At 65.2% G+C, this 10,987-nt stretch carries 10 protein-coding genes and 1 pseudogene; 6 read left to right on the top strand and 5 right to left on the bottom strand.

What is annotated here, in order from left to right:
* Nucleotides 1-326: 326 nt before the first annotated feature.
* The 5 genes and pseudogenes from ACV22Z_RS33510 to ACV22Z_RS33530 form a co-directional block, all read left to right on the top strand.
* Nucleotides 327-597: pseudogene (locus tag ACV22Z_RS33510) on the top strand (transposase); the annotation flags it as partial.
* A 306-nt stretch (nucleotides 598-903) separates the two neighbouring features.
* The gene (locus tag ACV22Z_RS33515) at nucleotides 904-1,047 is read left to right on the top strand and encodes a hypothetical protein (protein WP_448080539.1); all 144 of its coding nucleotides are present in this window, start codon (nucleotides 904-906) and stop codon (nucleotides 1,045-1,047) included.
* Nucleotides 1,048-1,407: 360 nt separating this feature from the next.
* Nucleotides 1,408-2,556: a branched-chain amino acid ABC transporter substrate-binding protein gene (locus tag ACV22Z_RS33520; RefSeq protein WP_448080540.1), complete on the top strand. Its 1,149-nt coding sequence runs from the start codon at nucleotides 1,408-1,410 to the stop codon at nucleotides 2,554-2,556.
* Nucleotides 2,557-2,877: 321 nt separating this feature from the next.
* Nucleotides 2,878-4,512 (top strand): AMP-binding protein, encoded by a 1,635-nt coding sequence (locus ACV22Z_RS33525; protein WP_448080541.1) that lies wholly within the window; start codon nucleotides 2,878-2,880, stop codon nucleotides 4,510-4,512.
* Nucleotides 4,513-4,738: 226 nt separating this feature from the next.
* The gene (locus tag ACV22Z_RS33530; protein WP_448080542.1) at nucleotides 4,739-5,785 is read left to right on the top strand and encodes an AraC family transcriptional regulator; all 1,047 of its coding nucleotides are present in this window, start codon (nucleotides 4,739-4,741) and stop codon (nucleotides 5,783-5,785) included.
* Between the two features lie 20 nt (nucleotides 5,786-5,805).
* Here ACV22Z_RS33530 and aroE read toward each other — a convergent pair whose 3' ends face one another.
* The 5 genes from aroE to ACV22Z_RS33555 are packed head-to-tail and all read right to left on the bottom strand — an operon-like array spanning nucleotide 5,806 to nucleotide 9,658.
* Nucleotides 5,806-6,639 (bottom strand): shikimate dehydrogenase, encoded by an 834-nt coding sequence (gene aroE / locus ACV22Z_RS33535; protein ID WP_448080543.1) that lies wholly within the window; start codon nucleotides 6,637-6,639, stop codon nucleotides 5,806-5,808.
* A 7-nt stretch (nucleotides 6,640-6,646) separates the two neighbouring features.
* Nucleotides 6,647-7,858, bottom strand: coding sequence for a CaiB/BaiF CoA transferase family protein (locus ACV22Z_RS33540; protein WP_448080544.1), 1,212 nt, complete (start codon nucleotides 7,856-7,858; stop codon nucleotides 6,647-6,649).
* Nucleotides 7,858-8,316, bottom strand: a complete 459-nt coding sequence (locus tag ACV22Z_RS33545) for a MaoC family dehydratase (protein WP_448080545.1) — start codon at nucleotides 8,314-8,316, stop codon at nucleotides 7,858-7,860. Before ACV22Z_RS33545 ends, ACV22Z_RS33540 begins: the two co-directional genes overlap by 1 nt.
* 2 nt (nucleotides 8,317-8,318) lie before the next feature.
* Nucleotides 8,319-8,711, bottom strand: a complete 393-nt coding sequence (locus ACV22Z_RS33550) for a VOC family protein (RefSeq protein ID WP_448080546.1) — start codon at nucleotides 8,709-8,711, stop codon at nucleotides 8,319-8,321.
* Entirely contained in the window at nucleotides 8,708-9,658 is a 951-nt protein-coding gene (locus tag ACV22Z_RS33555; protein WP_448080547.1) for a ketopantoate reductase family protein, read from the bottom strand. The genes ACV22Z_RS33550 and ACV22Z_RS33555 overlap by 4 nt, the downstream gene beginning before the upstream one ends.
* An 81-nt stretch (nucleotides 9,659-9,739) precedes the next feature.
* On the opposite strand from ACV22Z_RS33555, the gene ACV22Z_RS33560 reads away from it, so the two are divergent.
* A complete protein-coding gene (locus ACV22Z_RS33560; RefSeq protein ID WP_448080548.1) occupies nucleotides 9,740-10,681 on the top strand; it encodes a LysR family transcriptional regulator in 942 nt (313 codons plus the stop codon).
* Nucleotides 10,682-10,987: the final 306 nt, after the last annotated feature.

The following is a 10,987-nucleotide window of genomic DNA, read 5'->3' on the forward strand; positions in this document are numbered from 1 at the left end:
TTGTTCGATGCAGACCGACCGCAATCGAATAAGAGAAGCGTTGTGTCGCCAAGCGGTGGATGGATGCCTGGCGATGGCAGAGACGCGGTAAGGGCCACGAAAGTCTGCGCGTATGGACGTCGTAAGTCCGCAATGGCGAAAAAGAAACCGCCGACGTTGTCGTTATAGAACGAAGTGGGCGGAAATTCTAGCGAGAATCCAGAGTCGAATACACGATCGAAAACCTGATAATTCTCCAACTTGCGAATGGTTTACTAGGGTCTGTTCGCGCTATATTGGTGTGAGGTTATTCATCGGAGATGGAAATTTCCGAAGTCTGATTAAAGCTGATTGAACATTGCCTGCCGCGCCAGCGGGGCAATGTGAGCCTGTCGAACCTGCAAGTGCTCAACGCGATCTTCCATGTAGCCAGGCATGGCTGCAAGTGGCGCGGCCTTTCTTCACGCTTCGGCCGTTGGCACACCGTCGACACGCGCATGAACCGCTGCTCCCGCAACGGTGTGCCTGACCGTGCGTTCACGGAGTTGCAGCGCGCGCAGATGATCCGCATCCGGATCGAACGCGGTATCGCCGGATAGCACAATCGTCAAAGTTCATGCTGGACGATGACGGCACCGACTTTCTCCCGGGCCAGACCGTGTCGTATCCAGCCGTTTCGCGGCACAGCACGTCATCGGCACGCGGCGGCACGGTGCTCATTGTCGCGCAAACCGGCGCGAGCATGGGTTCGCGGTAAGGCGCGGCCTGCAGGCCGCTGTGCCGGGTCAGGATTACCAAAAGTATGGGAATTGCCCAAGGAAAAGTTTCCGGCATCCGGAAATTGGATTGATACGCTCCGGGCTGCTTCGATCGTTGTCGCATCCGATGTGGCGATTTCCCTCAATAAAAGGTTTGGAGACCTGAATGAGACAGAAGATTCTCGTTTGCATGATCGTTTCCGCAGTTTCAGCGCCCGCGCTGGCGCAAAATTCCGTGACGCTTTACGTTACCACGTCGTTGATCTCTGGCGGCGCGCGCTCCGGCGTCGTAGCCAGAAGGATCATATGACGTGGACGCGGGTCGAGAGGATCGCGGATGCCTGGCTCCCCCAACCTCGCATTCTTCATCCATGGCCTGACCGGCGCTTTGCCGTCAAGCACCCAAGGTAGGAGCCCGGTGCCTAAATTGGGCACGCCGGGATCTGTGCGGGGGGTGTTCAGTAATGGACATCCCTACCGCGATCCGGGTCCAACCATGGATGGAGCGGCCGGCACGCAGCGGCCGCTCATTTCTCTTTCGTACTATATTGTTCAACGCAACTACCCTTTGCCGAGTCGCTGTTCAGGATGGTCGACGCCTGCACGCAATAGCGGTGATTGGGGTCGAGTCTGAAGCCGCTCGGGTTGCATCGTCATCGGGATCGAACCCATGCTCAATCTTCCACGCAGATTGCTCGCCGCCGGCGTGAGCGCCATCGCGTTGTCCTTCGCCTGCGGCCCGTCCTACGGGCAACAGATCGTCAGGATCGGCGTGTCCAGCCCGCTGACGGGCGTCAGTGCCGCGAACGGCAAGGATCTCGAGAACGGTGTGCGGCTGGCCGTCGAGGAGGCAAACGCCCAGCACATCAGGCTGGGCGGTCAGGAGGTCCGTTTCGAACTCGACGCCGTGGACGACCAGGGCGACCCGCGCATCGGCGTCCAGGTCGCCCAGAAGCTGGTCGACGACGGCGTGGCCGCCGTGGTCGGCTACTACAACTCCGGCGTGGCACTGCCGTCCGCGCCGATTTTCGCGAAGGCCGGCATCCCGCTGATCGACCCGGCGGCCACCAACCCGGCAATCACCCGCCAGGGGTTGAAGACGGTCTTCCGCATCATCGCGACCGATACGCAGAACTCCGGCGATGCCGGAAAGTATGCCGTCACCGTGATGAAGGCGCGCCGCATTGCGGTCATGGACGACCGGACCGCGTTCGGCCAGGGGGCGGTGGAGGAGTTCAAGAAGGCCGCGCTGGCTGCCGGCGGCACGGTCGTCGCATCCGAATACACGAACGACAAGGCGGTCGAGTTCAGCGCGCAACTCACGAACATCAAGGCCGCGAACGCGGACCTGCTGTACTTTGGCGGCCTGGACAACCAGGCAGCGCTCATTGCCAAGCGGATGCGGCAATTGGGCATGCGCATCCAGTTCGTCGGCAGCGGCGGCATTGCCGACAGTATCTTCATCAACGTGGCCGGCTCGGCGGCCGAAGGGGCGATGGCGTGGGAATACGGCCGTCCGATCGACACGCTCCCGCAAGGCAAGGCGTTCGCGCGGAAATTCAAGCAGCGCTTCGGCGCGAACATGCTCACCTATGCGCCGTTCGCCTACGACTGCGTATGGGTAGTGATCCATGGGATGCAGCAGGCGAATTCCGCGAAGCCCGCCGAGTTCCTGCCGGCACTTCGCGCGACACGCTACGACGGCATCACCGGAAAGATTGCGTTCGATGCGAACGGCGACCTCATGAATCCGACGTCGACGCTCTATCAGGTGAAGGGCGGCCGCTGGGTTCCCGTCACGACGATCGGAGCGGAATGATACCTGCGCAGCTTTGCGTACCGGCAAGGCCTGGCGCCCCCGGATCCAATCGCAAGCCGTATCCGGTTCCCGTCGATCCCGACAACGAGCGACGCGTTTCGCCCGATACGCCGGGGGCCGCGCGGCCGCCTGTCCGTTTCGATCATCTTTTCGGCCGCGTCGATCATTTGCAAAGCGCGGCCGGCGGGCGATAGTCGGCGTTCGTGAGACGGTCCATGCCCGCCCGGGCGATGAGGCGTCGAACGAGCGGCGCCAGCATCGATCCGGGAGCGGTTCCCGCGATGCGCGAAGCCTGCGCGCCGGCCGCCCAAGGATACCTATATGAACACGAGACACTGGATCCGGTCGTATGGCTCGATCCCCGCCGAGATCGATGCCGATCGCCATCCTTCCATGCCTGCGCTGCTCGACGACGCGATGCGCCGCTTTGCCGACAAGCCGGCGTTCCGCTCGGGCAGCCGGACGCTGACCTATGCCGACGTCGACCGCCTGTCGACCGCGCTGGCCGCCTATCTGCAGAAAGTCGTCGGGGTCCGCAAGGGCGATCGCGTGGCCGTGATGCTGCCGAACGTGCTCGCGTTCCCGGTTGCGTTCATCGCCGTCGCGAAAATCGGCGCGATCCAGGTCAACGTGAATCCGCTCTACACGGCGCGCGAGCTCGAGCATCAGCTCAACGACGCGGGCGTCGAGACGATCGTCGTGTGCGGCGGGTCGACGGCCACGTTCGCGCACGTGATCGGCAACACGCGGATCCGCACCGTGATCACCGTGGGCCGCGGCGATCTCGGCATCGTCGACGTTCCCGCCGACGTGCGCGAAGCGCTGCCGCGCAACGCGATCGCGCTCACGGACGCGATCGCCGAAGGGCAGCAGCTCGCCCATGAGCCGGTCGCGCTCAACGGCGACGACCTGCTGCTGCTCCAGTACACGGGCGGCACGACGGGGCTGTCGAAGGGCGCTGCGCTGTCGCACCGCAACCTGATCGCGAACATCGCGCAGTTCCAGGCGTTCGTGCCCGATGCGCAGCGGCCGGGCGAGGAAGTCGTCGTCACCGCGATCCCGCTGTATCACATCTTCGCGCTGACGGTGAACTTCCTGTCCTATTTCTCGATCGGCGCGGAAAACTGGCTGATCGCCAATCCGCGGGACATCGATGCGTTCCTCGACGTGCTGAAGGCCGCGCGGCCGACGGTGTTCGTCGGCGTGAATACGCTGTACGCGGGGCTCGCGAACCACCCGCGCCTGAAGGAGGTCGACTGGTCGCGCCTGACGCTGTCCGCGGGCGGCGGCACGGCGGTGATCGACGTGATCTCGGCGCGCTGGAAGGCCGTGACGGGCTGTTTCATCCGCGAAGGCTACGGCCTGTCGGAAACGTCGCCCGTGGTCACGTTCAATCCGCAGTTCATCACCGAATTCACGGGCACCACCGGCCTGCCGTTGCCGTCCACCGACGTGAAGCTGCTCGACGACAACGACCGCGAGGCCGGCATCGGCGCGCCCGGCGAAGTCTGCGTGAAGGGGCCGCAGGTGATGCGCGGCTACTGGCAGCAGCCGGAAGCGAACGCGAAGGCGTTCACCGCGGACGGCTATTTCCGCACCGGCGACATCGGCGTCTTCGACGAGCAAGGCTTCCTGAAGATCGTCGACCGCAAGAAGGACATGGTCATCGTGTCGGGCTTCAACGTCTATCCGAACGAGGTGGAAGCGGTCGCGACCGCGTTCCCGGGCGTTGCCGAATGCGCATGCATCGGCGTGCCGGACGAAAAGACGGGCGAGGCGGTCAGGCTGTTCGTCGTCGTGGCGGCGGATGCCAGCATCACCGAAGCCGACCTGATCGCGCATTGCCGCGCGAACCTCGCGGCGTACAAGGTGCCGAAGGTGGTCCGTTTCGTCGAGCGGCTCCCGAAATCGACCGTCGGCAAGATCCTGCGGCGGGAACTCAGCCACATCGATTGAAGCCGGGAGTGCGACGCGGCGTCCGGGCGGTCGCTTGAGCGGGCCGCTGCGCCTGCCACGCGCCCGCCGTGCGGCGCCGTCCGGGGCATCTGCCGCGGCGTCCGCCGCGGATCGCGCGCAGCAGGCGGACGGACACGCGCGACCGTCGCCGGCGCCTGCCGGGCCGCGCGCTGCCCGCCCGCGCCGGGTCAAGTACAATGCCAGCGGTTCGTTGGACGCGTACGCCATGACCGGCCCAGATTCCAGTTCTTCCCTGCCTGACCGCCCGTTGACGTCGCCGAGCGCGACGGTGCCGATTTCCCTCGTCAACGGTTTCCTTGCAAGTGCGGGTGTGCAGCCCGACGTGATCCAGCGCTACCTGCGCGAAGCCGGCATTCCGAGCGAACTGCAGGGCGAGCCGAATGCGCGCGTGACCGAGGAGCAGTTCTCGACGCTGTACCGCACGCTCGCCATCGACCTCGACGACGAGATGCCCGGCATCTTCTCGCGTCCGCTGCGCGGCGGTACGCTGAAATACCTGTGCCTGAGCCTGCTCGACGCGCGCAACCTCGAAACGGCGCTGCATCGCTTCGGGCAGTTCTTCCATATCGTCGTCGACGATTTCTTCGTCGAATCGAAGCGCGACGGGCTGCTCGGGCAGGTCGTGATCCGGCCGAATCCGGCCTTTGGTCCGATCGGCCCGCTCGGCCAGGAACTGATGCTGAAACTCGTGCACGGCGTGGGTTCCTGGCTGATCGGCCAGAAGATTCCGCTGCTGCAGATCGAGTTCGCGTGTCCGCGGCCGCGTCATGCGGTCGATCATCTCTATTTCTTCTCGGGGCCCATGCAGTTCGACTGCAGCCGCACGCTGATGCGCTTCAGCGCGAGCTACCTCGACGCGCCGATCCGGCAAAGCAAGCGCAACCTGCGGAAATTCCTCGCGCGCGCGCCCGGGGACTGGATCTTCGAATCGTTCAGCGAGCAGCTTGTCTGTCACCGCGTGCGGCAGTATCTGTCGGGCCAGCTGCCCGACCTGCCGACGATCGAACTGGCGGCCGACAGCCTGCACTGCTCGGTGCGCACGCTGAGCCGCCACCTGTTGGCCGAAGGCACGACGTTCCAGGTGCTGAAGGACGAGCTGCGGCGCGATATCGCGATCCAGCGGCTCACCGACACGAACGACACGATCGCGGCGATCGGCGCGGATCTCGGTTTCGACGATCCGAGCGCGTTTCACCGCGCGTTCCGGCACTGGACGGGGAGTACGCCCGGCACGTACCGGCGGCGCGTGTAGTGTCGAGAATCACTCGGCATTCAATCGAGCGGTACGGTGAGCCGGTCGATCACCGCGCTGGTCTGCGGACGCACGCCGCGCCACCAGACGAAGGCTTCCGCCGCCTGTTCGACCAGCATGCCCACGCCGTCTGCCACGCCGAGTACGCCGGCATGTCTCGCGAGCCGAAGAAACGGCGTCAATCGCTTGCCGTAAGCAAGCTCGTAGGCCGTGCCTTCCGGGCTGAAGACGCTTGGCGGCACGGGTGGCAGATCGCCGGTGAGACTGGCCGACGTGGCATTGACGACCAGATCGAAGCGTCCCAGCCGTTCGAGATCGGCATAGCCGCAGGCGACGAGCGGGCCGCGACCGGCAACCCGGGCCGCCAGCGCCTGCCCTTTGGCCAGGTCACGGTTCGCGACGACCATCTCGGCCGGGCGTGCCGCCAGGAACGGCAGCAACGCGCCGCGCGCCGCACCGCCAGCACCGAGCATCAGGACACGCTTGCCGGCGATCGGCAGACGCAGGTTGACCTCGATGTCGCGGATCAGGCCGATACCGTCGAAGTTGTCGGCCAGAATGCGCCCGTCTTCGAACTTGAGGGCATTGGCCGCACCGGCCAACGCCGCGCGCTCGCTGCGTTCGTCGGCCATCGCGAAAGCCGCGAGCTTGAACGGCGCGGTCACGTTCATGCCCTTGCCGCCTGAAGCGGCGAATGCTCGCACGACATCGGCGAAAGCGCGCTGTGGCTCCACCGGCCCGTCGATGGCCGCATAGTTCATGTCCTGCTGCGTCTCTTCCGCGAAGAGGCCGTGAATCAGCGGAGATTTCGTGTGCCCGATCGGGTTGCCGATCACCGCGTACTGGTCTGTCATCGTTGCCTCACTTCGAGTAAAGAACGCCATCGGCCTGCATCGCGTCGATTTCCGCTGGGGCGAAGCCCAGTGCGCGCGCCACTTCGGCGTTGTGCTGCCCCAGGTCCGGCGCGACGTCGCGAATCGTCGTATCGCAGTCGGAGAACCGGAACGGCAGGTTGGGCAGTCGCAACGTCCCGTAGCGCGGATGCTGCTGCTCGACGAGCATCCCCCGTGCCTGGATCTGCGGGTCGGCCAGCACCTCGTCGATGCGCTGCACCTTGGCGCACGGGACGTCGATGCCATCCAGCAACGCCAGTATCGACGCCACCGGGCGCGCGGCCACCCAGGGCTCGACGACGGACAGAATCTCCGACCGGTGCGTGTTGCGTCCGACGCTGTCGTGGAATCGCATGTCGGCGCCGAATCCCGCCGGGCCGCCGTGCGCTTCGATCAGCGAAGCAAAGCGTTTCCACGCTTCGTCCACCTGCGCCGCGATCACGAGGTCACCGTCCGCGGCGCGGAACACGCCGTAGAGCGTCGAGGTCGGCATGTCGTGTCCGGTTTGCTCGGGCAGCACGCCTTTCAGCGTGTAGCACTGCACCGCATACTCGTGCATCGACACCAGCGTGTCGTACAGCGCCATGTCGATGTGCTGTCCACGGCCGCTCTTCACACGCCCCAGCAGCGCAGCGTTGATCGCCGCGACCGCATGGATGCCCGTGTACATGTCGCCCAGCGAGACGCGCAACAGCGGCGGGCGTTCGCCGGGCGTGCCGACCATCTGCATGATCCCGCTTCTGGCTTCGGCGATCAGCCCGAAACCGGCACGATGCGCGTCCGGACCGGTGTGTCCGTATGCCGAGATCGAGCAGTACACGAGACCGGGATTGCGAGCCGACAGCTCGGTGTAACCGAGCCTCAGCTTGTCCAGCGCGCCCGGCCGGTAATTCTCGATGAACACGTCCGCCGAATCGCACAACCGCTGCATGAACGCCTTGCCGCGCGGGTCTTTCATGTTCACGCTGACGCCGCGCTTGCCCATGTTGAGTTGCAGGAAGTAGCCGCTTTGCTGGTCGTCGAGCACGGTCGCGTGCTGGCGTCCGGCATCTCCCGTGCCCGGGCGCTCGACCTTGATGACTTCCGCGCCGAGTGCCGCCAGGCATCGCCCCACGTAAGGGCCGGCAAGGAAGTGGCTATAGTCGACGACGCGCATGCCTTCGAGTGGACGGGGCTGCATCAGCGCACCCCCGGCCGGCGCGGCACCATCAGGCGGTGCTCGCCGCGCTGAACCACTTTGTCATCCTGATTGATCAGGTCGGACGGAAGCACGACGATGCCCCAGTCCGGCCGGCTCTTGCTTGCCCGCATGGAACCGACGCGGAACTTCACATGCAGCACGTCGTCGACCTTGATCGGCAGCAGGAAATCCCAGCTCCAGCCCAGCGACATGCCCGGCAGGAAGCGGTAGTCGCTCCGCGTCTTGAGGCCGTCGGCGATCGACAGCCCGAACAGCCCGTGCGCGACGAGGCAGCCGAAGTGGCTGGCATTCGCGTAGTCTTCGTCCACGTGCACGGGTGTATGGTCGCCGGTGAGATCGGCATAAGCGAGAATGCGCGCCTTCGTGACCGTGTAGTTCGGGCTGACGCACGCGTCGCCCTCACGCGCATCGTCCCAGTATCTTTCGACGATCGTCATGTTCAAGCCTCCGCACGCGGGTTGATCGCCAGCGCCTGCGCGACGCAGGTGGCGGGTTTTGCCTGGATCAGTTCCACCGCCAGACCGTCCGGCAGCCGCAGCCAGTTGCGTCCCTGCGGCATGCCGGTTACGCCGAACCGTTGAGCGGCGGCCAGCGCAGCTTCCAGGTGTTCGCACATCACGCCGAGGTGGGCGAGCCGGCCTTCGGGGCCGTCATGTTCCGGCGCGTGGATGAACTGCAGGCCGCCGAGCGTCCAGTACTGCCTGGGGGCGTCGAGCGTGCCGTCCGCTTCGCGCATGGTCATGCCAAGGACTTCCTCGAAAAAACGGATGTGCCAATGGATGTCCTTCACCCGGATGGCGACGTGCTCCAGATAGGCTTTCGTGGCGCTCATACGGTGGCCTCTTCGCGTTGCCGGTCGGCCATCGCGCGTTCGATTCCCTTGATGCAGGCGACGAGCGTCGCATTGACCGGGGTCGGCACGCCGTATCGCTGTCCGCAGCGCACGACCGAACCGTTGATGAAATCGATCTCGGTGATCGAACCCTTCTCCAGGCTCTGCAGCATCGAGGTCTTGAAGGCAGCGGGCAGCCCCTCGGCAGCGAGCGTCCACGCCTGTTCCGGATCCGGCATCGACAACCGGATGCCGGCGGCCCGTGCCGTCGCGATCGCCTCGGCCACGGCCGCGAGCGAGGCGGCCTTCAGCAGCGGCTCGTCGTAGAGCTGTCCGTAGGTCAGGCGGGTAATGCCGGTCAGCGCGCCCGTGGCGACGTTGACCAGCAGCTTGTCCCACATCGTGCCGACGATGTTGTCGCTGACCGTGGTCGCGAGCCCGGCAGCGTTGAATGCGTCGGCGATCGCCTGCACCCGGGGTGTGAGGCGGCCGTCGAGTTCGCCGATACAGGTGGACTTGCCGGTCACGCCGGACTCGATGTGCGCGGCGCCACGCAGCACCCCGCCAACATAGGTCTTGCCCGCGAGCACCCGTTCGCGGCCGACGACGTCGGCGAGAATGTCCTCGTGCCCGAGGCCGTTTTGCAGCGACAGCACCCGCGTATCGGGCCCGACCAGCTCGCGCGCGCCGCGGATCGCCGACTCGGTGTGGAACGATTTCACCAGCACGATCACCAGATCCGCGGCGCCGGCTTCGGCGGCCTGCGTCGTCGCGCGCACCCGGACATGCCGCGAGCCGTTGGCATCGTCGACCCGCAGGCCGTCGCGGCGCATCGCGTCGACATGCGCCGCCGAACGGTCGACCAGCCAGGTTTCGTGGCCGCCTTCGGTGAGTGTGGCGCCAATCGCGCAGCCCAGTGCGCCGGCGCCCAGAATCGCAATCTTCAATGGCTTCTCCTTGACGTGTAGTTGCACGATAGAAGTCGCCGCTCATGCTGACAATGCAATGATTACAATGGCGTCATTGCGATGGACAATAATGCGATGACCCCGACCGACCTGCCCGATCTGAAGCTGCTTCAGCTCTTCGACCTCCTGTACGACACCCGCAGCGTCACGCGCGTGGCGGAGCAGCTCGGGCAAAGCCAGCCGACGGTCAGTATCTGGCTGGGGCGCTTGCGGGAATGCCTGCACGATCCGCTGTTCATTCGAACGCCCGGCGGTATGGCGCCGACACCGCAGGCCGACGCGCTGATCGGGCCGTGCCGGGAAATCCTGGAGTCGCTGCGGCGGTTCACCGCGTGGGAGATCGCGTTCGATCCCGCCACGGCGCAGCGGCGGTTTCGCATCTGCATGACCGACGCGAGCCACATCACGTTGCTGCCGCGGCTGCTCGCACACGTTCGCGCGCAGGCGCCAGGCGTCCGGCTGGAAGCCGCGAGGATCGACGGCAACACGGAGCGGGCGCTGGAGTCCGGGGAGGCAGACCTCGCGATCGGTTATGTACCGTGGCTCGGCGGCGGTATCTACCAGCAGCAGTTGTACGAGCAGGACTGGGTGTGCCTCGCGAACCGTCGTCACCCCAGGATTCGTGCGCGGCTTGGGGTGAAGCAATATTGTGCGGAGGGACATGTCGCGATCACGGCGGGAACCGGTGCGCAACTCCTCGAGCAGGCGCTGACGCGGGAACGCGTCGAGCGGCAGGTCGTGCTGGAGTTGCCGGGGTTCCTGGGGCTGGGGGCGATCATCCAGAACACGGACCTGATTACCACGCTGCCTCGCCACATTGGCGAGACCCTGGCGCAGGCCAATGATCTGACGGTTCATGCGTGCCCGATCCCGGTGGAGGGATTCGCCGTTCGTCAGCATTGGCATGCCCGATACCACCATGAAGCGGGAAATCGTTGGCTGCGTGGTCTGGTGATTCAGCTATTCGGCCATGCGCGCCGCCACGGCACGCGCACCGATTGAGTCAGGCTATCTCTCGAGCGGTCTCCATTGATGGGCGACGGTTCCTCGTATGGAACGATTGCTGAAGTTCTTTTTTTCGCTTCGCCAGACCGCCTGCAAGCAAAGGGCTTCATGCATTGCTGCAGTGCACGCCGTGGCCGATTTTGTCAGTACGTGGGCCGGATATGACAATGGAATTCCGGTAGCGAGGGGTTACGATCTGCCAACCGTCGCCAAACGCTGGCCGATTTTGCCGTACCGGAAACGCGTGGCGCGCCTTACATTCACTGCCTGATTGGAAGATCGACCATGAGCTATACCGCCCCC

This window comes from Burkholderia sp. PU8-34, assembly GCF_053427725.1.

What these genes read in the sequence shown, in the direction of transcription:
- ACV22Z_RS33515 (WP_448080539.1), top strand. Translation starts at nt 904, where the DNA reads ATGAGACAGAAGATTCTCGTTTGCATGATCGTTTCCGCAGTTTCAGCG.
- ACV22Z_RS33520 (WP_448080540.1), top strand. Translation starts at nt 1,408, where the DNA reads ATGCTCAATCTTCCACGCAGATTGCTCGCCGCCGGCGTGAGCGCCATC.
- ACV22Z_RS33525 (WP_448080541.1), top strand. Translation starts at nt 2,878, where the DNA reads ATGAACACGAGACACTGGATCCGGTCGTATGGCTCGATCCCCGCCGAG.
- ACV22Z_RS33530 (WP_448080542.1), top strand. Translation starts at nt 4,739, where the DNA reads ATGACCGGCCCAGATTCCAGTTCTTCCCTGCCTGACCGCCCGTTGACG.
- aroE (WP_448080543.1), bottom strand. Translation starts at nt 6,639, where the DNA reads ATGACAGACCAGTACGCGGTGATCGGCAACCCGATCGGGCACACGAAA.
- ACV22Z_RS33540 (WP_448080544.1), bottom strand. Translation starts at nt 7,858, where the DNA reads ATGCAGCCCCGTCCACTCGAAGGCATGCGCGTCGTCGACTATAGCCAC.
- ACV22Z_RS33545 (WP_448080545.1), bottom strand. Translation starts at nt 8,316, where the DNA reads ATGACGATCGTCGAAAGATACTGGGACGATGCGCGTGAGGGCGACGCG.
- ACV22Z_RS33550 (WP_448080546.1), bottom strand. Translation starts at nt 8,711, where the DNA reads ATGAGCGCCACGAAAGCCTATCTGGAGCACGTCGCCATCCGGGTGAAG.
- ACV22Z_RS33560 (WP_448080548.1), top strand. Translation starts at nt 9,740, where the DNA reads ATGGACAATAATGCGATGACCCCGACCGACCTGCCCGATCTGAAGCTG.